This is a genomic window from Maribacter aurantiacus, assembly GCF_005780245.1.
In the GTDB taxonomy this organism is placed as follows: Bacteria; Bacteroidota; Bacteroidia; order Flavobacteriales; family Flavobacteriaceae; genus Maribacter; species Maribacter flavus.
Genome location: NZ_VBUK01000001.1, coordinates 427,376 through 453,417, shown reverse-complemented (window position 1 = coordinate 453,417; position 26,042 = coordinate 427,376). Strand labels below are relative to the sequence as shown.

Genomic DNA, 26,042 nt, shown 5'->3' with positions numbered 1-26,042 from the left:
CTTTTATGCTTTCATCGTAATCTCCAATAGTTCGCAGAGAAGTTCGTTGGTCCTTTTGATTTCCGCTCCCAAGTTCCCATTAGGGTTTCTTAGGTTCTTATGGTGCGCCGACTTTACCAATTGGTTGATATTGTTCCCTATCCTGTTGATATGGTATGCAAGCTCCAAAGTATCGGGTAACCTTTCCTTTTCTTCTGTTTTGCCGTTCAGGACCATTCTTCTCAGCAATGGGCTTATGACCCCTCTTTGGGTTATGTCCAGATGATAGCTTTCGCAAATGGCCGTCAACCTTTCATATTCGGCATCGTTGAACCTGAGCATTACGTTATGGTAACGCTTCTTGTTCCCCAATCGTTTTCGGCCTCTTTTCCTTTGTTCCATTTTCCATGCTCTTTTTAGCAAAACACTTCGCCAGAAGTAGCCGATTCTAAGTTACTTAGAATACACCTCGCTATCCGTTTCACGGATAAATATAACAGAAGAATTTATATTATAACTAATTTATTATCAGTTATTTATGTTGCTAAACCATATGGTTTCATATAGGAACAAATGGGGCCAAACCGATATTTTATTTGGCCTAATCTGGGATTTTGAAATCTTCGAATAATCCGTTGATGACGGTTTTGTGGGTAGGGGAAGGAAAGGTCAAGGGGCGTTGAACGCCGCTTGTTCTTTCTAGCGGACCGAGGGGGTCGGTCGACCTGTAGCGGAAGGACGACCGTTGCGGACCGGCGAAGCGTGTCCGCATGGGAGAATCGGAGCGGAAGGTCTGGCCGACTTCCGCAGGGGAGGATATAATTTAGTAAACCCGTATAAGCTCCAATAATCTATTATTGATGTTAACCAAATTGCAATAATTATTTTTAAATATAAGACATTTTGAAGGATACTAGAATAGGATGATTAGCTAAACCTATAAAAAGACCACGAATACAAAGCTTTGTTCAAAGAAATACCTTCTAGATTATAGTATAACTTAAAGGGCCTGTTTTTCAATACTAGAATTACATTCTTAAGGATTCATAAACAAAGTAATCTTTTCTTTTGAAAGAAAAGGGTTTGCTCCCTCACAACTAGCTACCATTGCACCAACTGCACATCCATAATCCAACGCCTTTTGCGGTCCTTGTTCACTGAAAAGTTTAAACAAGAGAGATGCCAAGAAAGAATCCCCGGAACCAACTGTATCAACTACCTTTATTCTATAGCCACTATTGTAATAAAAGCATTTATTTTGATATAATGTTGCACCATAAGCGCCTTTTGTTACACATATAGTTTTCGTATTAGTCTTAGTCGCAACATAAACTATGGTTTGTTCCAAAGAGTTGTATTTTGACCCTAATAAAGTTGCAATTTCGAAAAGCTCATCATCGTTAAACTTAATGAAATTAGCTTCCATCATTAAATCAACCAACAGCCTGGGATTATAATGGGGAAACCTAAGATTTGCATCCAGTACTTTATACCGAGCTTGTTTTAATAATCCTTTCAGAGTAGACCTAGAAACATTATCTCTACATACCAGTGTTCCGAATACAAAGAAATTAGAATCCCTAACCAATTTAGCATATTTATCTAAAAAAGGAATTTTATCCCAAGCTACAGGATAGGGGATATCATAAGAAGCCACTCCCTTATCATTCAAGCCCACATTTACCACCCCAGTCGGAAAATCCCCATGCTTGTAAATACAACTAGTATCTATTCCCGAATTGTTTAGATGGTTCATAATTTTTTTTCCTCTTTCGTCGTCACCAATACTACTTACAATCGATACATCCACCCCAAAAGATTGTAACCTTAGAGAAACATTTAAGGGAGCTCCCCCAATTTTAGAATAAGTTGGAAAACTATCAAAAAGGACTTCACCAAAACATACTGCTTTCATTTTGTGCACTGATTTTTTCATTTATTTTCAATTATTCTGTAATAAAAAGGCACGGGAAAGATTTTCCCGTGCCTTTCAAACTAACAAAACTAACTCAACTTATTATTGTCCTTGAAAATTTAATACCCGGGATTTTGAACATATAATCCACCAGTAAAATCAATTTCTCTTTGTGGTATTGGGTAATATTCATCTCTACCTGCTGTAAAACTAGCGTTTGCGAGAAAATCTCTTTTAGTCTTTTCTTCTGCCAAATATGCATTTAGTGTTTCCTCCGCAATTCCCCATCTTACTAAATCATACCACCTATGTCCTTCCATGGCAAACTCCAATCTTCTTTCAAACATTAAGGCCTGCCATGCATATTCCTTCGATGGAAAAGAAGCGTAAGTACCTATGTTATAAATATCAGTTGCCCCTGCATCCAAAGGCCTTTGAGTACTAGCAGCAGCACGATTTCTAACTTGATTAATTATAGGTAAGGCCTCATCCCATCGGTCTAATTGAATTAAAGCTTCTGCCTTCCAGAGGAGAACATCCGCATACCTAATAAAATCAACGTTTTTGGAAGTGCCCACAAATGGTCCTTCCTTAACATAGCACGAACAATCAGGCGCTTGCTGCTCTTTCATATTCCCGAAAAAGCCATATACTCCCGGATCTCTTGCCCAACTAAAATTATATACCATGTCTCCTGTATCATTTACCGTATTTCTATATTTATAAGGCCTTCCAGGTATTCCCACCGTATGATCAATTCTTGGGTCAACACTTAATCCACTGTCGGGGGGGGTAATTCCATTTGCATCTACGTTGGTGAAAATGTCGGAGTCATTAAACGTTTCCAATAAGGGAAGTCCGTTTCCATCAGTCCTAAATGCATTTACCATATTCTGACTGGCCAAATGAAATCCACAACAGCCATAAAGCCCTGTACCATGTGGCGAATTTAACCCAGTTACAAAACTCACCCTTCCCACAGTTGTACCATCATTAATTGAAAACTGGGCAGCCCAGATAGATTCTGGTCCATTGTCAAATCCATCCAAGAAATTTTCCCCAAAATCCGGTTGTAGACTACCGGTAACTTCATCCGCATAATCAATCACCTCCTGTAAACGTGAGGTATTTATATTCGTTACTTGATGTTGATCATTTTGCTCATAAGCTTGAAACAACCTTAATTTGGCTAAATATGCAGCAGCAGCATTTCGGTCTGCCCTGCCAACTTGATCTTGAGCTTGTGGTAGATTGTCATAGGCAAAAAGAAAATCATCAGCGATTGTATTCCATAAAGCATCATTATCTACATCATTTGAGGTCTGTGCAATTTCTTCTTGGGTTAAATTCTCGGTGATATATGGTATTTTTTTAAAAATCAACTTTAACATAAAATGCGAATGAGCTCTTAAAAAGCGTAATTCTGCTTGTCTAGTTGTTTTTTGTGCATATTCACTGTCCGGTATATCATTGATGACAGATAGTGCAAAGTTTGCCCTAGAAATCGCCTTGTAATAATCGGTCCACGTTCTAGGCGCCATCCAATCTCCCATATCTGCAATAGTGAGATTGTATTGCTCATATTTATCTACAACGTCAACATCACCTCGGCCGCCACCGCCTTTATAAGCATCGTCCGAACGTACACTACCATAAACCCATTGATGTGTTAATGGTCCAATCATTTCATCATTGGCAATTCCTGCATATGCTGCAATGACCAAAGATTCTGCATTCTCGGCGGTTGCCACGTTTTCGCTGGACAATACCCCCTCAGGTTCGTACTCTAAATAATTATCTGAACAGGCAGTGAGCGAAAGGGTTGCGCATATCACCGTTGTTATTATTTTATTATATTTCATGATTATCGCTATTTGTTAAAAGTTAATGTTCAAGCCTAGTGAATACACGGTTGGTACCGGAATACGGTTCACATCTATTCTCTCTGGATCAGCTCCAATATATCCTTTGGGGGTAAACCAAAATAAATTTTCTCCTTGCAGGTAAACTCTTAAACCGGTCATTCCTGCCATTTTTCCTATCACATCAGTTGGCAATGAGTATCCCACTTGCATATTCCTTATTTTAAAGTAAGAGTTGTTTCTAAAAATATAGTCTGAAGTATCCGTAAAGTTGTTTACCAAGGAAAGTGAAGGTATCGAAGAATCTGTATTTTGAGGGGTCCATGCATTTAACACGCCAAGACCCGCATTATCTCTACCCTGTACAAAGTTGTTCCAAAAAATATAGGAGTCAACACCTATACGACCGGCAACCCCTGAACCAAAAACAGAGAAATCAAAATTCTTGTATCCTAAATCAAGACGTATACCATATTCTAAGTCAGGTAAGGTATTACCAATAAAATCACGGTCATTGCTGTCGATTACACCATTGTTGTCAAGGTCCACAATTTTTATACCTCCCGGTCTAGCATTGCCTGTTTGCACCCCTCCGGTAGGATGGGAATCAACATCTGCCTGGCTTTGAAAAAGACCATCTGTGCGATAGCCAAAAATTGCCGTTTGTGATTGTCCAAGAATTGAATTTTGGGCCGTCCCAGGAAAGGCTGCTCTCACCTCCTCTGGTAGAAATGTAATTTCGTCCTTAAAAGCACCAAAATTAGTGGAAACACCAAGAGAGAATCCGCTTTCCCATACATTAGAATATCCTAAGTTAAATTCCCAACCTCTAGCAGCAGTTGCGGCACCGTTCAATACTCTTTGTTGACCTTCTCCAATTACAGATGCAATGGGAGGAGTAGTCAAGATATCCGTGGTCTCCCTAGTAAAATAATCAAAGGATCCGTTTATTTTATTGTTTAAAAACCCAAAATCAATACCATAGTTCCATTCTTTGGTTGTTTCCCATTTCAAATTAGGGTTAGGAGCCTGAGTTGAGACGAACCCTGAAGGCAGCGTGCCTGTATTGTTTCCATTTATATCATATGCCGTACCCACATTATAGTAAATTTCAAAAAATCCTCCTGTCAACTGAGCTTGATTTTGACCGTAACGAGACTCATATAAACCAAACCGAGCCGTATTACCAATCTCTTGGTTACCTACTTCTCCATAACCTGCCCTTAGTTTTAAATTGGAAAGTATTTCACTGTCTTTGAGAAATTCTTCCTGACTAATTCTCCAACCCAGTGTAGCTGCTGGAAAAATACCATATCTATTGTTAGCTCCAAACCTTGAGGAACCGTCTCTACGGATTGTAAAGGATGCCAAGTATTTATCATCAAATGAATAGTTTAATTTCCCAAATTGTGAAGCGAGGCTGTATTGGGTAGATATACCATTATTTGTTCTCGCACCAGTTGCGGCGGAAAGCACAAAATAAGATTCTTGTTCTACTGCAAAATCATCTGCTTGCGCAAAAATAGTATCAAAATCTTCTCTTATAGACTCAATACCCAATAGCGCTCCAAATCTGTGTTTCCCAACTTCTAAATTATAATTCAAAGTGTTTGAAAAAGTTAATGTTCTCAATTTATTGGTGTCAAAAATTAACCTGTTATTACTTCGAGTGACAAAACCGTTAAATACTTTTGGCTCTATATTTTTACGTTTGAAATCACTAAAGTCTATTCCTAAACTAGAGCGGAACTTAAGATTATCAAGTATGCTCAATTCTGCAAAAACATTGCCGAAGAAATTGTTTTTTATAGCATTGTCCCACCTGTTTAAATATTGCATTAATAGTGGGTTGTTTCTATCCGAATACCCAGCCCCCAAAGGACCTGCAAACTCTCCATTTGCATCATAAACAGGAATGGTAGGTGCAAGGGTAATGGACAAACCGGTTGTAGGCGCTCCACCAACATCACTTGCTACCAATGTTTCATTTGAAGTTGATATTTGTGTATTAACTCCAAATTTTAATCTGTCGTTAAATAAATTTGTAGTACCATTAATTTTACCAGTATATCTATCATAACCTGTAAACTTCAGCATACCTGTATTCTTTAAGTATCCAAGGTTTATTAATAAAGAAGATTTTTCTGAACCTGTGGTAACAGTAACCTCATTGTTAAATACATATCCTGTCTCGTAAACTTCGTCTTGCCAATTGGTATTACCTGAAGGTACATTTGGGTCTCCTCCTACAAAGGGCTGAACAGTAACGCTGTTTAGTATGGGATTGTTAAAGTCATTATTCCAATCGAAATTGTATATTTCACCATAACCTGCATTTGGATCTGCTCCATCATTTACGGATGCCCTCCACAAAGCTTCACCACGTTGTTGGGAACTCAACATATCATAGCGCTGTTTTCGCTCTGATTGGACAGATAAATTGGAATTGATACTAACCGTAAGTCGTTCTCCTTTAAGACCTCCTTTAGTACTTACAACGATGACCCCGTTTGCGGCTCTTGACCCATATATTGAAGAGGCCGACGCATCTTTCAATACTTGAATGGATTCGATAGTTGCAGGATTTAAACTTGCGAATACCTCTTGCCTTTTTGTTGGAACACCATCTATAATGTAAAGCGGATCATTATTCCCCAAAGTAGTAAGTCCTCTAATCAGTATCCTGCTGTTCAACCCTGTAGGGTCACCGGATTTTTCAATAAAAAGACCTCCCACCCTTCCTTGTAGTGCTTGCATGGCATTACCGGAACTTAAACTTTGACCTTCTATTGGGGCAATATCAACTACTGTAACCGCTCCGGTCAAATCTACCTTACGCTCCGTGGAATATCCTGTCAATACTACTTCATCAAGTTGTTGGGCATCTTCTTTTAGGGCAACATTTATTAGTGACTGCCCGTTCACAGGAACTTCCTGGGTGGTAAATCCAATATAGCTAAATACAAGGGTTGCATCGTCGGCTACATTGTTCAATTCATAATTACCATCAAAGTCAGTGGTTGTTCCAATTGTTGTTCCTTTAATAATTACCGAGGTTCCAGGTAAAGGAGTACCGTCATCTGAGGAAGTAACAGTACCTGTAATCCGACCTTGGGCGGACAGACCTATTGGAACAAATACCATTAAAAATAGCAAGAGTTTTAATTTCATAATTTTCTAGTTTAAGTTAAATTTAAGTTGATGTATTTCAATGTATTCGAGTTTAGATTCATCTAACGGAGCTTCAAAATAGAAACTATCGAGAGGTGCTTGTGGAAAGAATATTTCTGTCATAACGGTTTGGCCGTCGTCAAAAAACAATTCTATGGAAGTTTTATCCAGAACAATTGTACCTGACCAATCCTTTTGTGTAGAAATCCTTGGAGCTATGGCAATCCGGTCACTAAATCTGTCCGAAAAATCAGTTATCCCAGCCTTATTTCTATCTACAAAATAATTTCCCTCTGTGACGTCGTAACCAAATCGTAACTTATCCCCTTTGCTATTCGTCAATTCAAAAGTGTAAATCCCATCAACCAAATCTTCAACTTTAAAGTTAATCCGAGCACGAGTAAAATCGATAGCCTTAGAAGTAGTTAGCAAAGTCTTTCCTTCAAGTGGGACATCTGAATTTTTTAGCTTCTCAACCTCAAATTCATTTAGTTCTGGAACAGGATTCGAGACTAATCGAAACGTATTTTCACCCTTTGTCAATTCCAATGTGCGGGCTATTGTCATTGCACTTCGCCATTTTTCAGTAGGGACCTCGTTGGCATACAACCAATTGGACATCCATCCCATAAATAGCTTGCTGCCATCCTTGTTTTCAATATTGGAAAAGGTAACGCCCGCATAATCGTCACGACCATAGTCTACCCAGAAACTATGCTCTTTTTCCATCTCCTGTTTGAATGATTCGTCCAAAATAAAATCTGAACCATCAAAATCTCCTACAAAATATTGGGTAGCAGAGCCTGTATTAGGCCCTCCAGGATTAATACTCACCAACAAAACCCATTTTTTTTCTGACTTGCCAATAACAGGTAATTGAAAGAAATCCGGACATTCCCATACTCCGTCATGATTACCGATACCCTCTCCAAAACTTGTAAGTTTCTCCCATGACTTTAGGTCTTTTGAGGTGTAGAATTGTATCTCTTGGCCTGCGGCCAAAACCATTGTCCATCTTTTCCTCTCATTATCCCAGCTAACTTTTGGGTCTCTAAAATCTCTGAAACCTGGATTTTTTAAAACAGGATTATCTTCATATTTTGTCCATGTAAGTCCTTCGTCCAGCGAATAAGCGATACTTTGATTTTCCACATCTATTTCACCCGTTTTCTCTTTTTTAGGGTCGTGGCTGGTGAAAATTGCAACTATAGGTATTTTGCCATCTACTCCAAATCCTGATGTATTTTCGTGGTCTACAACAGCACTACCGGAAAAAATATAGCCCAAATCATCTGGATACAGCGCTATTGGTTGCTCTTTCCAATTGAACAAATCACTACTAACCGCATGTCCCCAATGCATAGGCCCCCATTTAGTACCATCTGGATAGTGTTGAAAATATAGGTGGTAATACCCGTTATAAAAAAACATTCCATTTGGATCGTTCATCCAACCTGTATCTGGTGAAAAATGGAAATTTGGACGGTATAACAATTCATTGGAACTGACAAGTGTATCTTGCTTATCTTCAACATTGTCGTTTCTCCTTTCCATAGAATTTTTACAAGAAGCTATCATTGAAAAAATTCCTATTACGATAGTTAATTTTAATGCTTTATTTTTCATTTTTATGGTCTTTATAATTTTCAGTTAGATTTCCCTTCATTAAAACCAATAATATTTTCGATTTTGTCCTTCCTTCCCCTTGTTAGGGTATTACTTAACTCTTCTAGCGATATACCCTTTGTTTCCGGCATTACAAAAGCCACAAACAACAATTGCAGTACCATCATAAAAGCAAAAAAAGCAAACACCGTACCTGCACCAATTGCTGTGAATAATACAGGCACCAACGAGGGAATAATGGCTGCCAAAATCCAGTGCACCGAACTACCGAACGACTGACCCGAGCCTCTTAAATGATTTGGAAAAATTTCAGAAATGAACACCCAGATTACGGTTCCCTGTCCTACAGCATGTGCAGCAATAAAGAGAAATAGAAAAATAGGCACTGCAATACTTTCCCAGTGTAGGAAAAAAGCACAAGCTACTAGTGATAGGGAAATAATGTACCCGACAGAACCTATGTACATTAGTTGTTTTCTTCCTAGCCGATCAATTAGCAAGACTCCTATAAGGGTAAAAATCATATTGGTTACCCCTATCCCAATACTGCTTAATAGAGCGGTACTTTCGCCTAAGCCTGCCTCTTCGAATATTCTAGGGGCATAATAAAGAAATGCATTGATGCCAGAAAATTGATTGAACATTGCAATTAAAAAAGCCAACATCAGTGGAAACCTATATTTCTTTATAAGTATATTTTCGTCGGAAACGTTGTTTTTGCTTTCTGTCCTAATTTCTAGCAACAATACTTCTGGATCTTGTTCAGGATTGATAAGTTGTAATACCTTTTTCGCCTCATCAGTACGCATTTTGGTCAACAACCACCTTGGACTTTTTGGAACCGTAAGTACGAACAGGGTATAAACAAATGCAGGTATGGCCTCTACGCCTATCATCCATCGCCATGCATTTTCTCCAACACCGCTTAACAAGTAATTCGATAAGAAAGCTATTAAAATGCCGAAAACTATATTAAATTGGTAAAGTCCTACCAACTTCCCACGGTCCTTTGGTGGAGCTATTTCAGAAATGTAGGCAGGAGCTGCTATGGTTGATGCACCTACTCCCAGACCACCAATAAATCTGAATATTGCGAAAGTTATAGGGTCATTTGCAAAAGCCGAACCTAATGCAGATACTGTATAGAGTATACCTATCCATAATAAAGTTTTCTTTCTCCCAATCTTATTCGTAGGAATACCACCCAAAATTGCCCCAACTACGGTTCCCCACAAGGCCATCGCCATTACAACTGTACCATGGAACATATCGGAAGATTGCCATAATGCTTGTAGTTTTTTATCGGCTCCTGAGATGACTACTGTGTCAAAGCCAAAAAGAAAACCAGCCAATGCAGCGGTAATCGACCAAATCCATATTTTTCTCATAATCGTAATTCTCTAGTGATGTCACTAAAGTATTCGCAAAAATGAAGTGTGTAATTTGATAATGTGTCAATGTGTTATGCTTTGGTTAAGAAACATATCACAAAATGTTAAGTAATTGATAATCAGTATTTTAAAATAATTTTTTAACATTATCGAGCATGTAGCAAGTATATTCATGTTACATTATGTTCGATATTGTTACTTCTAAGATGAAAAGTGTTGGAAGGAATGGTTGAACTGTAACTCAAACAGACTTACGAAACGCCGCAGGGGAAATACCGTATTTGTTTTTAAAGGCAGTAGAGAAGTAATTTGGAGAAGAAAAACCATTGGAATAAGCAATTTCTGAAACTGTTAATGAGCCATTTTCGAGCATGGTTTTAGCCTTTTCCAAGCGGATATTGCCTATGTAATCACTAATGCTTATACCCATAATTGCCTTGACCTTTCTGTATAACTGGACACGTGAGATAGTAAGATTTTCAGCCAGATTTTCAACTGAATAATCAGAATTGCCCAAATTATCATTTATCAATGTATTTAATTGGCTAATAAATTTTTGTTCTATATCCCCAAAGGAATTTATTTCTTCAATTTTATGGATGTTACTGGTAAAATAATACCTGAGTTTTTCTCTATTATAGAGCAAAGACTTAATTGACTGAATCAAAATAGAATAGCTGAATGGTTTCGTAAGATACAAATCTGCTCCGGATTGAAGTCCTTTGATATAGGATTCCTTATTGCCTAGTGCAGTTAGTATTACAGTAGGTATGTGCGATGTACGCAAATCCTTTTTTAAAATCTCGCAAATTTCGAAGCCATCTTTATCCGGAAGATTAATGTCACAAAGTATAATGTCCGGAATAGTCTCAAAAGCTTTCTCAATTGCATCCGTACCTTCTGATAAATGAATATCATACTCCAACTGTAGTTTATTTTTAAGGAACAAAGAAAGATCTTTATTGTCCTCAATTATCAAAACTGAATATTTCTCTTTGTTTTTGCTAGGAGCCTGAATTAAATAATTATCATCTATTAATTGGTCAGAAGAAAAATCGATTATATTGGAATCAACCAAATCTTGTTCCGATATGATTTCTGATTCATCTAGATGTGCTTGACCTTTGTAAAGTGATACAATAAACTCCGTACCGTGTAGAGATTCAACTTCAATATTACCTTTGTGCATCTCCACAAATTCCTTGCTCAAATGTAAACCTACGCCGGAGCTGTTTTTTCTATTATTAGAACCTTTAAAAAATGCTTGAAAAACACCATCTATTTCGTTCGAAGGTATACCAATTCCTGTGTCCTTAAAGTGAATTTTCACAATATTGGCACTTTCATCATCTTTTATATATACACCTATTTTACCATTGTCTGGTGTGAACTTAAATGCATTGGAAAGAAGATTGAAATATACCTTATCCATTAAATTTCTATCTATAAAAATATCCAAGGATTCATTATTGGAAGTTAATTTGAAATCAATATTTCTTTTCATGGCTTCCCTTTCAAAATCTTGGAATATTAATTTTGAAAAGTTGTATAAATTAGTTTTGGATGCCTTTAGATTAAAATTACGGTCTTCGATTTTTCTAAAATCAAGTAATTGATTAATTAATCTCAATAACCTATTGGAGTTATTATGTATTAACTCTATTTCGTTCCCCATTCTGGAGCCTTTTTCTTTAGCATAGTCGCTTATCGACTCTATAGAACTTAAAATTAACGTGAGGGGCGTTTTAAATTCATGAGAAAGCCCTGTGAAAAAATTTAGCTTTGCTTCATTGCTTATTTTGATCTCCTTCGCAATTTTTTCGATTTGATTCCGCTGCACGGTAACCTTTTCGTTAGTCAATTCCAGTTGCCTATTTTTCTTTCGAATTGCAAAGATGGAATAAACGCTATATACTGTAAGGCTTAGAATAATTGCCAACAATGCCATTGTAATTTTAAGAAGGTTGTTTTGCGAATAATAAAGTTCCTCTTGTAATTTTATCGCAGCCAACTGTTCTTCCATTTGATCTTGTTGATCATTTATCTTTTCAAATTGGTTGTTCATAATGTCAGCGTTCAACTCGTTGATAATAGTAGTCGAGAGAATGTTATTTTTAGGTATAGATTCGTTATCTAGGATTTTCAAAGCCAATTTAATTGCTTCATCTCCACCAGTAGGATAGAGAACCGTTGCCTTTAAAATTCCATCTTTTACCGCCTGAATTCCTCCATTAGTTCCAGCTAGACCATCTACTCCAATAAAACTAATTTCATTTTCTATTCCCAACTCGCGTGCTACCTCCCATGCACCAACTGCCATTCTATCATTATGGGCAAATACATAATCAACTTTAATATCGTTATTTAGCAGTTGTCTCAGCGATTCCTGAATAGACTCCTTCTCCCAGTCCCCTTCTATTTTCGCAACTATCTTTGCATTTTTGAATTGATTTATTACCTGTTGAAAACCCATCGTCCTTTCTTCTGCAGGAGAAGATCCGGCCATACCTCTTATTTCAATAATTCGAATTGAGTCTTTTCTATTTGAAGCGATAATTTCCTTAGCCGCATTTCTTCCTATTTCGATATTATCAGCTCCCAAATAGGCTGTATATTGTTGACCTTCAGTTTTTCTGTCTACAACCAGAACAGGAATACTGGCATTAATTGCTTTCCTAACAACCGCCGTAATGGGTTTAGATTGAATAGGCGATACAATTAGAACATCTACGCTATCTGCAATCAGCTCATCTATCTGTTTTATTTGTGTAAGCACATCATAATTAGCATCTTTAATTTGCAAATCAATTTCAGGGTTCATTGAAGCCTGCAATTCCATGGAGTTATTCATGGAACGCCTCCAATCGTCATTCGTCATAGCCTGGGAAAAACCAATATGTATTTTTTCAACGTCTTTACTTCTGTCACATGACAAAATGGAAAAAGCCAATGAAATATTGATTAAGATGAAAATATACCTGATACGTTTCATGAATTTGTGACGAGCATAAGTTTAATTAAATTGAAATTTATCCATCCTTTTCTATTAAAAGTTGAAAAAAATATTTGAAAAATTACAAATTTGGGTAAATATTCCCAATTGAATACTCTTTTAAAGTAGTGTATTTTTGAATAGTTTTATGATTAAAACTACTTCACTTCTTACAATCCCTTCTTTTTACGGTGTTAGAACTTCCGCCTGTAGATTTTTCACTAATGAGGTTTTTTAATTGTAACAATTGGTAGGTTTAAATAAACCTGTTTAACCTAAAAGAATTGTAGCAAATTGTTATAATCTTAAAGAAAAGTAATAGCAAAATTGCTATGGCCAAATACCATAAACTTTTCTATCATGAAGTACTAAAAATGTTTAAAGAACTATTTTTTAAAGTTCAAAGTAAATGATTTCCTGCAAACATAGATTTTTAGTTGCCCGATTTTTGTATTTTTATTTTTATAGAATTGATATGAGCACTTCTGAACTAAATACTACAAAAAAGGAACTCGTTAATTGGATTGAGTCTTTAAAGGATGATACGCTTGTTGGGTTGCTCAATTCTGTAAAGCTTTCCAGTGAGGGTAAATCGGGGGATTGGTGGGATGAACTGACCGAAAGTGACAGGGTCAATATTCTTGCCGGTATCAGGGATTTTGAACAAGGAGGTACAATGAGTTCAAAAGATTTTTGGAACGGTCTGGCCAATGGATAATTTTGTTCAGGTAAAGTGGACAGAAAGATCACTTTCAAATGCACTTGACATTAAGGAATTTCTTAGGGTCAAATTCAATAAAAAAGAAGTCCTTAAATTTGAGAACCTGCTAAAACAATTTGAAAATACGGTTTCGAATTTCCCGACCCTTTACCCCGAATCTAAAAGTAAAAAACTAATAAGGAGGGCCGTCATACACAAAAGAACGACAGTGTATTATGTGTTCAAAGGGAATATTGTCACTATAATCGCCATGAAAGACAATAGACAACTTAAACCAAAGTATTAAAAATCAGTAAAATTAGGTTTCTATAACCCTAAACCTTTGTTCCTTGTTTTTTTAAAACTGTTTTCTACCGATTTTTCCTGTTTCTTATCTTTTAAAAGTTTGGCTTCATCAATAAAGCACTGCATTCCCAAATGCATTGGATTATCGGGCATGATTTTTTCTTGATTCTGAATCAAAGGAGTTTTAAGGTTCAACTCTTCAGCCAAACGATAGCCTAAATTAAAGGCGCTTTTAAACTTTTCGTCAACTTTAATCTCTTCTTCCATAGTTAAAAAGTTTCACGTGCGTGTTTTTCAATGTATTCCATAATAGACACTCTGTCGTATAGAATAATCTTCTTTTGAGGCTGTGAAAACCTGACCTTTCCTTCATCCCTTAGTTTTTGAAGGGTGGTAGTCGACTTAATTTTCAAAATCGACATAGCCTCCTCACCATCAATCCATCTCTCTGGTGTGTTTGGTCTTTTCGATTCTACATGTTCAATTACTTTCCGAAACAATGCATAAAATGCTTCCTCTTGTAGACAAACAACTTGCATAATTGAAAATCGGTTGGTTTAATTATTGCTTAAGGAATATATTAAAATATATCCTAGTGGATTGAATAATTAGATAAACTGTCTAAAAAAGTCAATAAGTGGGACTGAATAATGAATGTCAATTATATTTAAACTAAGAGAGTATTGAATATGGCAAACCCGAGCCATATTGTGTTCAATATGTAAACGAAATAGTTTTAAATAAAAAGTGAAAACACCAAATCCTACATTCCAAAAAAGCACGCTGAAAGCACGCTGATGAAACAAATAAGGCAGTCACAAAGTATTGTGACTGCCTTATTTTACTGGTGGTCCCACATGGGCTCGAACCATGGACCCCCTGATTATGAGTCAGGTGCTCTAACCAGCTGAGCTATAGGACCCGCAAATTGCGGATGCAATATTACCATTTATTTTTATATGCCACAACATTTTAGGTTGCCAATTCAACCGGCCCGCAATGACCAATTGCCTATTTGATTTCTTGGCATAATTCTATCAATACACCATTTGTGGACTTAGGATGCACAAAGACTACCCACTTATTATCGGCGCCTCTTTTTGGTTCATCGCCCAAGACTTCAAAACCCTCTTGTTTTAACCGCGCTATTTCTGCACGAATATCGGCTACTTCAAAAGCCACATGGTGAATACCCTCGCCCTTTTTTGCCAAAAACTTGGCAATAGGGCCGTTATCGTTCAATGACTCCAAAAGCTCTATTTTGTTGGGGCCATTTTTAAAAAATGAGGTTCTAACACCTTCAGAGGCAACCACCTCTTCCTTATAAGGTGCTTCTCCCAACAATTTTTCGAACAGCGCATTGGAAACTTCCAAATTTTTTACGGCAATTCCTAAATGTTCAATTTTTTTCATCACTTACGGTATCTGTACCCTATAGAATAATAACAAGATACATTATTCTATGTATTTTTGCCGTATGGAAACACAAAGACAACGAAAGATCGCCGGGGTCATTCAAAAGGATATTGTAGCTATCCTTCAAAAAGCCGCTATTGAAGGGGGGCTTAGGGGTACCTTGATTTCCGTCTCCAAGGTTTCCGTTACTACGGACCTTTCCATTGCCAAGGTTTACATCAGTATATTTCCCACTGAACAGGCCAAGGAACTCTTGGAGGGTATAAAGTCCAACCAGCCATTAATCAAACATGAGCTTTCGCAACGAACCCGAAACCAATTGCGCAGGGTTCCTGAACTGTTGTTCTACTTGGACGATTCCCTGGATTATATAGAGAAAATAGAAAAGTCCTTGAAAGGGGAAGAAAACCCTATTGAAAACAGGGACTTATTACCTAGAAGAAAAAAGTCCTGATTCTTGAACTTTCCGCTCTATATAGCCAAAAGATATGTGCGCTCAAAGAGCACACAAAATGCGGTGAACATCATTAATTTTATCACTTTTCTGGTCATCGTTATTGGTTCGGCGGCACTTTTTATTGTACTTTCAGGCTTTGCTGGACTCAAAACTTTCAGCCTTTCCTTCACCAATTCCTTTGACCCGGAGCTGAAAGCACAACCCACATTCGGGAAATTTTTTTCCATTACCCCAGAACAAGAACAACGCTTGGCCGGCATCAATGGCCTGGCCCACTATTCCAAGGAAATTGAGGAAAAGGTATACCTGGAACATAAAGGAAAAAATCACATTGCCTACATTAAGGGCATCGATTCCAACTACACCAAGGTGGTAAATACAGATAGCATATTGTATTTAGGAAACTGGACCATCAACGACCAACAGGTGGTTTCAGGAATTGGTATCGCGAATATCCTTAGCGTTACCATCAATCAATTCAGAAGTCCTATGCAGATCTATGCCTTTAAGCCAGGCAAGGGATCTCTTTCCCAAGGAGGCGTTGGTGTGAGTTCTTTGTATAACCGACTTCCCGTTATCATTGGAGGTGTATATGCCGTAGAGGCCGATTTGGACAATAAATATGTTTTTGCTGACCTTTCCCTGTCCCAAGCCTTATTGGAAAAAACCGAAAACGATATTTCCGGTATCAATTTTAAATTGGAGGATGGGGCGGATGAGCAAACCGTTCGTTCCGAAATTGAGGAGGTTTTAGGGAATTCTGTCCTATTAAGGAATCGGCAGGAATTGAATAGTACCCTCTATAAAATGCTGAATACTGAAAATATGGCCACCTACCTCATCTTTACGCTGGTGTTGATCATTGCACTGTTCAATGTGGTGGGGGCAATTATCATGATGATCTTGGACAAACAACAGAATTCCAAAACCTTGTACAGTTTGGGAACTACAATAAAGGAATTGCGCAACATTTATTTTGTTCAAGGAATCTTGGTTACTGGATTTGGAGGATTGATAGGGGTGTTTCTGGGGTCGCTATTGGTATGGTCCCAGATTTTCTTTGGATGGCTTAAGATTACACCCTCTCTGGCCTATCCGGTTGAATTTCAATTGATCAATGTTTTGATCGTGTTAGCGACTATTCTGGTATTGGGCGTTATCGCTTCCAAAATAGCCAGTAGCCGAATCAATAAAAAGCTTATTTCCTCTTAGCTCCAAAAGAGAACGGCCGTAATCTTGCATTGATGGCGATATTTACAAGTATTAAAACTGACTTCTAGCCCTTTTGTTCCTGGAACTTCTGAAATTCCTTCCTTTCCCATTAAAGGAAATGGCAAAGGTCCAAAAAACACAAAGCGCTATGATGCAAACTATAAGCACATTTGTCTGATTTATGTATTCTAGCAAATCCATGTAAATAAGATGCAAAAATTTGATTTACATATACTTATATTTCGAAATGAATTGAAATCCCAGACATAAAAGTTGTTTTGAGTATGACAAACAATAAATACGGGGCCGTTCTATCCGTTCCCCCTTTGGGGGCTAGGGGGCTTGTAGTTCAAATTCGTAGTCTCCAAATTTTTCAAGCACCTCATCAAAAGTGTCAAAAACATCCACCGCATCGTCACTGGTGACCATTTTCATGCGATATTCCTTAAAATTGGGAATCCCTTTGAAATAATTGGTATAGTGCCTTCTGGTTTCAAAAACCCCTAATTTTTCACCCTTCCAGTCTATGGACATCTGCAAATGTCTTCTTGCCGCCTCTACGCGCTCCTGCATGGTGGGTGGGGCCATGTGCTCCCCCGTTCTAAAAAAGTGCTTTACCTCCCTAAAAAACCAAGGATATCCTATACTGGCCCTGCCAATCATGGCACCGTCAAGTCCGTATTCATCGCGCATTTTCATAGCGGCTTCGGGAGTGTCCACATCCCCATTTCCAAAAACGGGTATATGCATTCTTGGATTGTTCTTTACTTCCGCAATAGGTTCCCATTTTGCGTAGCCCTTATACATTTGGGCACGGGTACGCCCATGAATGGAAATGGCCTTACAGCCAACATCCTGTAAACGTTCCGCCACCTCAACGATTTTTATGGAATCCTCGTCCCAGCCTAAACGGGTTTTAACGGTAATGGGGAGTTTGGTATGTTTTACCATGGCATCCGTGAGGGAAACCATCAAGTCGATATCCTTTAAAATACCTGCTCCAGCACCTTTGGAAACTACTTTTTTGACCGGACAACCAAAATTGATGTCTATTATATCCGGATTTGATTTTTCCACAATCTCCACGGATTGCAGCATACTATCCAGGTTGGCCCCAAAAATCTGAATGCCCACAGGTCGTTCCTTTTCGTAAATGTCCAGCTTCATGACACTTTTTGCCGCGTCACGAATTAAGCCTTCCGAAGAAATGAATTCAGTAAACACAACATCGGCTCCTTGTTCTTTGCATAGAGCACGGAAAGGCGGGTCACTCACATCTTCCATGGGGGCGAGCAGTAGCGGAAAATCAGGCAGTTCTATATCGCCAATCTTGGGCATAACCAATTCATTTGAAGTGCAAAAATAGTAAAAACGGTCTTTACAAAGTATCCTAACTCGACCCTCCCCGTTCCGCTGTAGCGGAACACCCCTCCCTAACCAGGGAGGGAAGCCTATGTTAGGAATTAAACAAAATCTCATTCAACTTCGAAAAATCAAATTGAAAACCTGCAGTTGAATATGCGGTTGCCTTTCCAGAAGAATACATCGAGAAAGCTCGGGATGGAACCTGTTCCGTGAAACGGAACGGCCGAGTTTCGAGATGGGTTTTACGAAGTAAAAATTCCTGCTGGAAAGTCTTCTTTCTTTTGCTTCGTTTTCTTTGAAGAACCAAAGAAAATGAAGGTGGAAACTACTGCCATAAACCCGACCCTACCCGTTTTGCTATCGCAAAACACCCATCCCTAATAAGGAAAAGAAACTTTGAAGCAAAGACCTTTTAATTTCAACCTAAAACGAAATAGTTGCTTTGATTTTCTCGCCATTGCGATTAACGATAACTTCCGTGGCATGGCCCTTCTCAAAAATGGAAAGTGCGCGCATGTAGCTCATCATATCCGTTACGGTACTATCGCCCAATTGAATGACCACGTCTCCCTTTTGGAGTCCGGCCACGGCTGCAGGCCTGCCATCAGTAACGCCGTCTATGCGCATCCCGTTTCCATCAAATAAATAATCGGGCATTACACCCAGCGCTACTTTAAATCTTGGGGTTTCCTCACTTTCGTTTTTCGTTTTCCTAAAAGCCAGCTTTGCGTCATTGTCCAAATCATAAATGACGGAAAGGATGTAATCCGTGATCATTTCCATCCCTTCATAATTCAGTTTGTCAAAATCGTCCGAAGGCTTATGGTAATCCTCGTGTTGCCCCGTGAAAAAATGCAGTACTGGAATATCCTGTAAATAAAAAGAAGTATGGTCACTGGGGCCCACACCGGATTCGCTCAACACCAATTTGAATCCGGGGTTGTTACTGTTTAATACCTGACCCCAAATGGGGGCCGTTCCGGTGCCGCTAATGGAAAGGGTCTTGTCCTCCCGCATGCGCCCTACCATATCCATGTTGAGCATGTAATTCGCCTTTGACAAATCGATCGTGGGGTTTTTTGAGAAATAATTACTCCCCAAAAGGCCCATTTCCTCTCCGGAAAAGGCCATGATAAGGTAGTTGTGCTGGGTAATGGTATCCTTGAGTTTAGCCGCCAATTGCAACAATACGGCCACACCGCTGGCATTATCGTCCGCACCGTTATGAATGGCCTCGCCATCGGCATACAAAGAGCCTTCCCCGCCCATCCCCAAATGGTCGTAATGAGCGCCAATGATAACGGTCTTATCGGCCTTATTGTCAATATACCCTATGACATTGGTTCCGGTAATGGTGCTATCGCCATCCACAAATTGTACTTCGGCATGCGGGTCATTTTTCGGCTTGAAGCTAAAGGTCTGGAAATAGGTGCCTGCGTTGCCTTTGGGCAACAATCCTATACTCCGCATACGTTCTTCCAAATAGCGGGCCGCCTCTTTTTCGTACGGAGTACCTGTCTCACGCCCTTGTAGGCTATCGTTCGCCAAAAAGGCTACATCTTCACGTAGGGTGACCTTCTTTTGTACTTCTTGTTTGCAGGAAGTCAATACGATAAAAAAAACGGACAAAAGTAGTAGATTGCGCGACATAGCTTTTATTTTTGACAAAAATACGCATCTCCATGAGAATTTTATTTCTTTTAGGGCTTATCTGCCTTGTTTTCAGCTGTAAAAACGAAACCAAAAAGACCGAAACAACTCCCGAGCCAACCACCTCCTTAATGGCGGGAAAGGACACCTTGATCTATCCGGAAGAAAAGTATTTTAAAAGCATCCGGCAGATCACTTTTGGCGGGGACAATGCGGAAGCATATTGGAGTTGGGACGACAAACAGATGATCTTTCAATCCAACAATACGAACTGGGGACTTAATTGCGATCAAATGTTCTTGATGAACGTGGCCGATGGTATTACAGATTCCATTCCTCCCATGGTCAGCACTGGGTACGGACGTACCACCTGTGCCTATTTTTTACCGGACAACAAACATTTTGTATACGGTTCCACCCATTTGGCGGATAAGGAATGTCCTGAAGTACCGCTTCGCAAAAATGGGAACTACGTCTGGCCCGTCTATGATTCCTTTGATATTTTTGTGGCGGACCTGGAGGGAAATATCACGGCGCAATTGACGGATGAGCCCGGATATGATGCCGAGGCGACCGTTTCCCCAAAAGGCGATAAAATCGTATTTACTTCCACCCGAAGCGGCGATTTGGAACTATACACCATGAACTTGGACGGAACGGACGTAAAACAGATTACCAACGAACTGGGCTATGACGGTGGGGCTTTTTTCTCTCCGGACGGTACCAAGCTTATTTTTAGGGCATCCAGACCCAAAACCCCTGAAGCTATTAAAAAATATAAGGACCTACTGGCAGAAGGTTTGGTAGAACCAACGGAAATGGAGCTCTTTATTTGTAATGCCGATGGAAGCGATTTGAAACAATTGACCTTTTTGGGCAATGCCAACTGGAGCCCGTTCTTTCATCCTTCGGGGAAAAAGGTATTGTTCTCCAGTAACTTTGAGGCCGAAAAGGGGTTTCCTTTTAACCTCTATTTCATCGATATAGACGGTAAGAATTTGGAACGAGTAACCCATGGGGAAACGTTTGATGCCTTCCCTGTTTTTTCCAACGACGGTAAATACTTGGCCTTTTCCAGCAACCGAAATAATGGTGGCACCAGGGATACGAATCTCTTTATTGCGGAGTGGCAAGAGTAGCATTTAATTGCTTTTAAATGACCATCCCCTTTGAGCCCGTCATTTTTGGTATACATCTGAACATGCACCTCATATTGGAGTATGTTGCCTTCTTTGTAGGATTTCGTTATTATCTTTTCCTAAGGAAAAATTCCACGGACAATATATCCTCCAACAACCGACTTTCCATTATTATCGGAGCCATTTTTGGCGCCCTTTTATTCTCACGAGTGGTCGCCTTTTTGGAAAACCCCTTGCTACATTGGGAACAAGGGTGGGTTGCTATTTTGAACAATAAAACCATTATGGGCGGACTTTTTTGGGGGGTGCTTGGAGTTGAAATGGTCAAAAAAATAATCGGGGAAAAACAGTCGTCCGGCGATCTATTTACCCTCCCCATTATTTTAGGAATCATTATTGGTAGGATAGGCTGCTTTGTATCGGGTATCAAGGAGTTTACCTATGGGAAGGAAACCTCATTTTTTCTAGGAATGGATTTGGGCGATGGTGTCTATAGACATCCCATAGCCCTGTATGAAATCGTATTCCTAACAGTCCTTTTTATACTCATAAAAAAGTTCCGGAAACGACGGGAGCAATTTGAAAGTGGCATGCATTTCAAGATTTTTATGATTTGTTATTTTTCTTTTCGCTTCGGCATCGAATTTTTTAAACCGAACACCTTTTTGGTTTTGGGGTTGAGCAGCATCCAAATTTTATGTCTAATTTGCCTATTATATTACTGGAAAACTATCCGCCAATTCTTCACACATGCCCGAAGCAAAATACACCTATTATGACTATACGATAAGCCTTTGTCCAGACTGTCTTCGCAGGATCGATGCTAAAATCGTCTTTGAGGATGAAAAGGTGTATATGTTGAAAAACTGTCCGGAGCATGGGCGTTCCAAGGTGTTGATTGCCGATGACATTCCCTATTATAAGAATATAAGGAACTACAATAAAGCTTCGGAGTATCCTAAGACTTTCAATACAAAGACCCTTTACGGATGCCCCTATGATTGTGGGCTTTGTCCTGATCACGAACAACACTCCTGCTTAACGGTCATTGAGGTAACGGACCGATGCAACCTAACTTGCCCCACCTGTTACGCGGGCTCTTCCCCTAACTATGGCAGGCACAGGACCTTGGACGAGGTTAAAGCCATGTTGGACGCGATTGTAAAAAACGAAGGGGAACCGGATGTGGTTCAGCTTAGTGGCGGCGAACCTACCTTACATCCTCAGTTTTTTGAGATTTTGGATTATGCGAAAACACTGCCCATTCGGCATTTAATGGTCAACACAAACGGCATACGCATCGCCAAGGAATTTGATTTTGCGGAGCGACTTGCCACCTACATGCCGGATTTTGAAATCTACCTACAGTTCGATTCCCTGGACAATCACGTTTTACGAACTTTGAGAGGGGCAGACCTGGCGGATATCCGCCTTAAGGCATTGGAACATTTGAACCAACTCAACCTATCGACCACTTTGGTTGTTACCCTTCAAAAGGGGTTGAACGACCACGAAATGGGAAAGACCATAGATTTTGCCCTACAACAAAAATGTGTGCGCGGGGTTACCTTTCAACCCACACAGATTGCTGGGCGATTGGAAAATTTTGAGGTGGACGAAAACAGGATTACGCTTACGGAGGTTCGTAGAAAGATTTTGGAACAATCCCCTATTTTTGAGCCGTACGATCTTATCCCGGTTCCCTGCAACCCAGATGCTTTGGTCATGGCCTATGCCTTAAAAATGGGAAATGAAGTTAGTCCTTTAACACGCTACATCAACCCGGACGATTTGTTGAACGAAGGAAAAAACACCATCATCTATGAACAGGATGAACAACTACATGGAAAAATAATCGAACTGTTCAGTACGGGAAATTCTGTGGAAAAGGCATCGGAGAACCTAAAAAGCATCATGTGCTGCCTCCCGGAAATCGATGCGCCGGAACTTGGTTATGACAACCTTTTCAGAATAATCATCATGCAATTCATAGATGCCCATAACTTTGACATAAGGGCCATAAAAAAATCCTGTGTGCATATTGTGAACAAGGACAATAAAATAATCCCCTTTGAAACGATGAATCTTTTCTATAGGGACGATAAAATAAATCGGTTACAAGAACTACAAAAAGAAACACTATGAGTTTAATTCCAATGGAGGTAGGGAATTTGGATGGTTTGTTCGTGCTGATACTTCTCATCATGTTCGGTCCTGCCATACTTTTGGGCATCATTGGCGTTGTTTTGATGGGTAAAAACAAAAAGAAGTCGGGCAAAGTGTTTCTGATCTTGGCAGGTGTCTACATGTTGATCAGTCTTGGGGTTTGCGGGTCGATGATTATAGGGCTGTGATTTAGATCCTATCCCCTTCGTCCGTACTTTTTCGCTTTTGGTTGTCCCTAATTTTGTTGTTCCCAAACCTATATCTGAACCCAATATAAAATAATCGCGTCTCCCTTCTGGAAAAAGTGCTGTTGTCCTGGTTGAGATAATTACGGGTGTAGAAGAAATTTCCATCGTTAAAAACATCGTCAAAGGAAAAGGACAAAACCGCCCTTCGCTGCCAAAACGTCTTGCTAAGTGAAAGTATAAGTTGGCTTGTGGATTCCCTTCTGGAATTACCAAGTACCATTGGCGAGGAGTACCTGAAAAGAACATCCGCATATAGGGAACGATTCTTTAAGAGCGTAAAATAATTGTTGAACCTAACGTTTCCCGTCCATAAACCATTGCTTACGATCGCTCCGCTATCTATATCCCTAAAACTAGTCTGTTTATTGTAATAGGTAAGTAACAGGTAGGTATCCCAAAAACCCGTCCAACGCTTATTCATTCTAAACTCGGCACCATAAGTGACATTGGATTCCAAATTGACGCTCAAAAAACGGAGCAAATTGCTTTCATTGTCTTGGACCACTTGCTCAAAGAAATCATTGTTATCATTAAAATAATAGACTTCCAATGAATAATCCCTTTTGATGCCGTACTCCAAGGAAACATAGTTCCTAATGGCGGGCCTTAGATTTGGGTTGCCCTCTACCACCGTATTGTTGCTCTGAAAAAATTGGAATGGGTTTAAATCACTATATCTAGGCCTAGTAATCCTTCTGTAGTAACGCAAGGCCAAATTGTGCTTGTTTTTGAAATCATGTTGGGCCGAAACAGAGGGAAAAAGCTCCAAATAGGAATTTTTATTAGGCTCACTTGCCGTGTCCAGGTCTCCTATAGTCTCCGTGTATTCAGACCTAAGCCCCATGTTCAATTGCCAAGTGTCCCAATTGTTGTTGAGACTTGCATAGCCCGCCATAATCTTCTCGTCATAGTCAAAAACACCCGCCTCTGTTGGGTCAATACCCGGTTGGGTCCTATCAAAACCTGTTTGGCCAATGGTCGATTGGGAGTTAATACCGGAATACCGCATACCTGTTTCCAAGGTGGTGGTTTTTTTTATAGGGTTGTTGTAATCTACTTGGGCGCTGTAGATGGCCGTCTTTTGGTTGGATTGTGTGGTAAAATCATTATCCCCGGTAAGAATCCCGTCGCTGTCAAAAAAATCAGTATCCAAATCCTGTCCCCTGTTATATTGATAATAGGTATAATTGGAGGCCAGGGAAATTTGTTCGCCTTTCTTATTGAACTTATGGGTCCAGTCCAGATAATATGCCGAGTTAAGGGCGTCATAATCGGAATCGTTTACCGTTAGAAAACTGGATAGTAAATCACCTGAAGTATCTTCAATGAGGGTGCTGGAATCGATAAACCTATTGGCGGGAGCCGTAAACGAATTGATCGTAGAAAAACTAAGGCTGTTTTTGTCATTGACCTGATAATCGAAAAACCCATTAATATTATGTTCATTGCTCCTGGTAACGGTCCTTTGTTCGGTCGTCCATACATCCGTAATAGCTCCGGAATCGAAAAAATTGGTAATGTCCGTAAACCTTCTTAAATCCTTGCTTTTTCTAAAACTGTAGGAAAGTGAAAAATCGGTTTTCTTGCCCTTAAAAAAGTGATCGGTACCGATTATATGTTTTGGGAATACCGCCTGTGTGTATCTATTGTAGACGGACCCATTATATCCGGCAATGAGGTTTTTCTTCATTTTTATGTCTAACAAAAGTCCGCCCTCAGCACTGTATTTGGCCGGAGGATTCAAGATTACCTCCACGGATTCCACATTGTCGCCGGAACTACCCGAAAGCAGATTAACGATATCGGCTTGCGGGATGTTCACCAACCTGCCATTGATCATGACCCCAATATTGGAACTCCCTTTGATGTTGATCTTATCGTTCAGGATGATAACACCCGGGGTCTGTTTTAAAATATTCCAGATATTCCCTTGGGACAAGGAAGTATTTTCAACGTTAAAAATGAGTCGGTCCGCCAATTGCTCTATAGTAGGTTTTTTATACACGACCTCAACCTCATCCAATTGGGTCTCGGTCTGTAGAATGATCAAATCCTCTGTTCTCAAATCCGTGGAAACCTGTATGGAACGGGTTTCACTTGTATTGTCTAAATAACTCGCAGATATTAGATAGATTCCTTTCTCAACGTTGTTCAGGATAAATAGGCCCGACTCGTCCGTAGCGGCACCTTGAATCAATATCGAATCCTGATTCTTCAATAAAACGTTTGCAAAGACAAGCGGGTCTCCGTTTTGGTCCTTTACACTACCCGAAATTTCAAACTCTTGGCCGTTTATTGATATGGAAATAAGTAACATGAAGAAAAGGAGTGGTAAGGCTGGCTTCATTGGCTAATGGTAGTCGCAAGCGAATATAAAAAAGTTATTCGGAAATATCTTACAGCAAATGTTTCTATGTAAGAATATTGTATGAACAGTCGATTTTGGC

General features: G+C 39.4%; 20 protein-coding genes and 1 tRNA gene. 7 read left to right on the top strand and 14 right to left on the bottom strand.

Annotation, left to right across the window (positions count from 1 at the left end):
• Positions 1–3: 3 nt before the first annotated feature.
• From FEK29_RS01935 to FEK29_RS01905, 7 genes are all read right to left on the bottom strand, one after another.
• Complete coding sequence (locus tag FEK29_RS01935; RefSeq protein ID WP_138256714.1) at positions 4–381, bottom strand: plasmid mobilization protein; 378 nt, start codon at positions 379–381, stop codon at positions 4–6.
• 634 nt (positions 382–1,015) lie between these two features.
• A complete protein-coding gene (locus FEK29_RS01930; protein WP_138256713.1) occupies positions 1,016–1,915 on the bottom strand; it encodes a carbohydrate kinase family protein in 900 nt (299 codons plus the stop codon).
• Between the two features lie 98 nt (positions 1,916–2,013).
• On the bottom strand, positions 2,014–3,756 hold the full coding sequence (locus FEK29_RS01925) for a RagB/SusD family nutrient uptake outer membrane protein (protein ID WP_138256712.1): 1,743 nt from the start codon (positions 3,754–3,756) through the stop codon (positions 2,014–2,016).
• 15 nt (positions 3,757–3,771) lie between these two features.
• A complete protein-coding gene (locus tag FEK29_RS01920) occupies positions 3,772–6,927 on the bottom strand; it encodes a SusC/RagA family TonB-linked outer membrane protein (protein WP_138256711.1) in 3,156 nt (1,051 codons plus the stop codon).
• Between the two features lie 6 nt (positions 6,928–6,933).
• Positions 6,934–8,553: a glycoside hydrolase family 32 protein gene (locus FEK29_RS01915; RefSeq protein ID WP_138256710.1), complete on the bottom strand. Its 1,620-nt coding sequence runs from the start codon at positions 8,551–8,553 to the stop codon at positions 6,934–6,936.
• 20 nt (positions 8,554–8,573) lie between these two features.
• Positions 8,574–9,941, bottom strand: coding sequence for a sugar porter family MFS transporter (locus FEK29_RS01910; protein ID WP_138256709.1), 1,368 nt, complete (start codon positions 9,939–9,941; stop codon positions 8,574–8,576).
• Positions 9,942–10,185: 244 nt separating this feature from the next.
• Positions 10,186–12,936: a substrate-binding domain-containing protein gene (locus FEK29_RS01905; RefSeq protein ID WP_138256708.1), complete on the bottom strand. Its 2,751-nt coding sequence runs from the start codon at positions 12,934–12,936 to the stop codon at positions 10,186–10,188.
• Positions 12,937–13,411: 475 nt separating this feature from the next.
• Here FEK29_RS01905 and FEK29_RS01900 point away from each other — a divergent pair, with 475 nt between their 5' ends.
• Positions 13,412–13,654, top strand: a complete 243-nt coding sequence (locus FEK29_RS01900; RefSeq protein WP_138256707.1) for a hypothetical protein — start codon at positions 13,412–13,414, stop codon at positions 13,652–13,654.
• A 309-nt stretch (positions 13,655–13,963) separates the two neighbouring features.
• Here FEK29_RS01900 and FEK29_RS01895 read toward each other — a convergent pair whose 3' ends face one another.
• The 4 genes from FEK29_RS01895 to mce form a co-directional block, all read right to left on the bottom strand.
• Positions 13,964–14,209 (bottom strand): hypothetical protein, encoded by a 246-nt coding sequence (locus FEK29_RS01895; RefSeq protein ID WP_138256706.1) that lies wholly within the window; start codon positions 14,207–14,209, stop codon positions 13,964–13,966.
• A gap of 2 nt (positions 14,210–14,211) precedes the next feature.
• The gene (locus FEK29_RS18185) at positions 14,212–14,481 is read right to left on the bottom strand and encodes a helix-turn-helix domain-containing protein (protein ID WP_138256705.1); all 270 of its coding nucleotides are present in this window, start codon (positions 14,479–14,481) and stop codon (positions 14,212–14,214) included.
• A 306-nt stretch (positions 14,482–14,787) separates the two neighbouring features.
• Positions 14,788–14,864, bottom strand: a tRNA-Ile gene (locus tag FEK29_RS01885).
• Positions 14,865–14,953: 89 nt separating this feature from the next.
• The gene (gene mce, locus FEK29_RS01880) at positions 14,954–15,355 is read right to left on the bottom strand and encodes a methylmalonyl-CoA epimerase (RefSeq protein ID WP_138256704.1); all 402 of its coding nucleotides are present in this window, start codon (positions 15,353–15,355) and stop codon (positions 14,954–14,956) included.
• Positions 15,356–15,419: 64 nt separating this feature from the next.
• Here mce and rbfA point away from each other — a divergent pair, with 64 nt between their 5' ends.
• The gene (rbfA, locus tag FEK29_RS01875) at positions 15,420–15,812 is read left to right on the top strand and encodes a 30S ribosome-binding factor RbfA (RefSeq protein ID WP_138256703.1); all 393 of its coding nucleotides are present in this window, start codon (positions 15,420–15,422) and stop codon (positions 15,810–15,812) included.
• 3 nt (positions 15,813–15,815) lie between these two features.
• Positions 15,816–17,027, top strand: coding sequence for an ABC transporter permease (locus FEK29_RS01870; RefSeq protein ID WP_138256702.1), 1,212 nt, complete (start codon positions 15,816–15,818; stop codon positions 17,025–17,027).
• A gap of 333 nt (positions 17,028–17,360) precedes the next feature.
• Here FEK29_RS01870 and dusB read toward each other — a convergent pair whose 3' ends face one another.
• Both dusB and FEK29_RS01860 read right to left on the bottom strand, forming a co-directional pair.
• The gene (gene dusB / locus FEK29_RS01865) at positions 17,361–18,365 is read right to left on the bottom strand and encodes a tRNA dihydrouridine synthase DusB (protein WP_138256701.1); all 1,005 of its coding nucleotides are present in this window, start codon (positions 18,363–18,365) and stop codon (positions 17,361–17,363) included.
• 450 nt (positions 18,366–18,815) lie between these two features.
• The gene (locus FEK29_RS01860; protein WP_138256700.1) at positions 18,816–20,042 is read right to left on the bottom strand and encodes a M28 family peptidase; all 1,227 of its coding nucleotides are present in this window, start codon (positions 20,040–20,042) and stop codon (positions 18,816–18,818) included.
• A 32-nt stretch (positions 20,043–20,074) separates the two neighbouring features.
• On the opposite strand from FEK29_RS01860, the gene FEK29_RS01855 reads away from it, so the two are divergent.
• The 4 genes from FEK29_RS01855 to FEK29_RS01840 are packed head-to-tail and all read left to right on the top strand — an operon-like array spanning position 20,075 to position 23,535.
• The gene (locus FEK29_RS01855) at positions 20,075–21,181 is read left to right on the top strand and encodes a TolB family protein (protein WP_138256699.1); all 1,107 of its coding nucleotides are present in this window, start codon (positions 20,075–20,077) and stop codon (positions 21,179–21,181) included.
• Positions 21,182–21,198: 17 nt separating this feature from the next.
• A complete protein-coding gene (locus FEK29_RS01850; RefSeq protein ID WP_138256698.1) occupies positions 21,199–21,960 on the top strand; it encodes a prolipoprotein diacylglyceryl transferase in 762 nt (253 codons plus the stop codon).
• Complete coding sequence (locus FEK29_RS01845; RefSeq protein ID WP_138256697.1) at positions 21,932–23,326, top strand: radical SAM protein; 1,395 nt, start codon at positions 21,932–21,934, stop codon at positions 23,324–23,326. Before FEK29_RS01850 ends, FEK29_RS01845 begins: the two co-directional genes overlap by 29 nt.
• Complete coding sequence (locus tag FEK29_RS01840; RefSeq protein ID WP_138256696.1) at positions 23,323–23,535, top strand: hypothetical protein; 213 nt, start codon at positions 23,323–23,325, stop codon at positions 23,533–23,535. Before FEK29_RS01845 ends, FEK29_RS01840 begins: the two co-directional genes overlap by 4 nt.
• 1 nt (position 23,536) lies before the next feature.
• On the opposite strand, the gene FEK29_RS01835 is transcribed toward FEK29_RS01840, so the two are convergent.
• Positions 23,537–25,942, bottom strand: a complete 2,406-nt coding sequence (locus tag FEK29_RS01835) for an outer membrane beta-barrel family protein (RefSeq protein WP_138256695.1) — start codon at positions 25,940–25,942, stop codon at positions 23,537–23,539.
• Between the last annotated feature and the right edge of the window lie 100 nt (positions 25,943–26,042).

What these genes read in the sequence shown, in the direction of transcription:
- FEK29_RS01835 (WP_138256695.1), bottom strand. Translation starts at nt 25,942, where the DNA reads ATGAAGCCAGCCTTACCACTCCTTTTCTTCATGTTACTTATTTCCATA.
- FEK29_RS01910 (WP_138256709.1), bottom strand. Translation starts at nt 9,941, where the DNA reads ATGAGAAAAATATGGATTTGGTCGATTACCGCTGCATTGGCTGGTTTT.
- FEK29_RS01840 (WP_138256696.1), top strand. Translation starts at nt 23,323, where the DNA reads ATGAGTTTAATTCCAATGGAGGTAGGGAATTTGGATGGTTTGTTCGTG.
- FEK29_RS01855 (WP_138256699.1), top strand. Translation starts at nt 20,075, where the DNA reads ATGAGAATTTTATTTCTTTTAGGGCTTATCTGCCTTGTTTTCAGCTGT.
- FEK29_RS18185 (WP_138256705.1), bottom strand. Translation starts at nt 14,481, where the DNA reads ATGCAAGTTGTTTGTCTACAAGAGGAAGCATTTTATGCATTGTTTCGG.
- FEK29_RS01895 (WP_138256706.1), bottom strand. Translation starts at nt 14,209, where the DNA reads ATGGAAGAAGAGATTAAAGTTGACGAAAAGTTTAAAAGCGCCTTTAAT.
- dusB (WP_138256701.1), bottom strand. Translation starts at nt 18,365, where the DNA reads ATGCCCAAGATTGGCGATATAGAACTGCCTGATTTTCCGCTACTGCTC.
- FEK29_RS01900 (WP_138256707.1), top strand. Translation starts at nt 13,412, where the DNA reads ATGAGCACTTCTGAACTAAATACTACAAAAAAGGAACTCGTTAATTGG.
- mce (WP_138256704.1), bottom strand. Translation starts at nt 15,355, where the DNA reads ATGAAAAAAATTGAACATTTAGGAATTGCCGTAAAAAATTTGGAAGTT.
- FEK29_RS01935 (WP_138256714.1), bottom strand. Translation starts at nt 381, where the DNA reads ATGGAACAAAGGAAAAGAGGCCGAAAACGATTGGGGAACAAGAAGCGT.
- FEK29_RS01845 (WP_138256697.1), top strand. Translation starts at nt 21,932, where the DNA reads ATGCCCGAAGCAAAATACACCTATTATGACTATACGATAAGCCTTTGT.
- FEK29_RS01930 (WP_138256713.1), bottom strand. Translation starts at nt 1,915, where the DNA reads ATGAAAAAATCAGTGCACAAAATGAAAGCAGTATGTTTTGGTGAAGTC.
- rbfA (WP_138256703.1), top strand. Translation starts at nt 15,420, where the DNA reads ATGGAAACACAAAGACAACGAAAGATCGCCGGGGTCATTCAAAAGGAT.
- FEK29_RS01860 (WP_138256700.1), bottom strand. Translation starts at nt 20,042, where the DNA reads ATGTCGCGCAATCTACTACTTTTGTCCGTTTTTTTTATCGTATTGACT.
- FEK29_RS01915 (WP_138256710.1), bottom strand. Translation starts at nt 8,553, where the DNA reads ATGAAAAATAAAGCATTAAAATTAACTATCGTAATAGGAATTTTTTCA.
- FEK29_RS01925 (WP_138256712.1), bottom strand. Translation starts at nt 3,756, where the DNA reads ATGAAATATAATAAAATAATAACAACGGTGATATGCGCAACCCTTTCG.
- FEK29_RS01850 (WP_138256698.1), top strand. Translation starts at nt 21,199, where the DNA reads ATGACCATCCCCTTTGAGCCCGTCATTTTTGGTATACATCTGAACATG.
- FEK29_RS01905 (WP_138256708.1), bottom strand. Translation starts at nt 12,936, where the DNA reads ATGAAACGTATCAGGTATATTTTCATCTTAATCAATATTTCATTGGCT.
- FEK29_RS01920 (WP_138256711.1), bottom strand. Translation starts at nt 6,927, where the DNA reads ATGAAATTAAAACTCTTGCTATTTTTAATGGTATTTGTTCCAATAGGT.